A 252-nucleotide genomic window follows, 5' to 3' on the forward strand; every position below is an offset into this window, starting at 1 on the left:
CGAATATCACCGCTGAGGTAGAAGTCGAGACTGGAGCAGCCCAGGCTGTTCAGTGGCCGGTCGACCAGTGCCTGCAGTCCGATGCGGATCACCGCGTTATCGAGTGTCTGGGTTGCACTCACCGTGTCGATCTTGAACGGATGAATGTTCACCGCAGTGCACGTGCGGAACTCGCAGGCTACGCCGTCCACGGGTTCCGAGCACAACCTCGACCCCTTCGGAATGTGCTGTGACTGACTGAGGGACTGCTTG

Annotated in this window: 1 protein-coding gene; it reads right to left on the bottom strand. The window is 59.5% G+C overall.

Annotated features, from left to right (window positions below):
* A partial coding sequence (locus tag SB756_RS32975) for a type VI secretion system baseplate subunit TssF (protein ID WP_410913622.1) occupies positions 1-252 on the bottom strand: 252 nt, incomplete at both ends.

The organism is Pseudomonas sp. SIMBA_068 (genome assembly GCF_046534705.1).
Lineage (GTDB): Bacteria > Pseudomonadota > Gammaproteobacteria > Pseudomonadales > Pseudomonadaceae > Aquipseudomonas > Aquipseudomonas putida.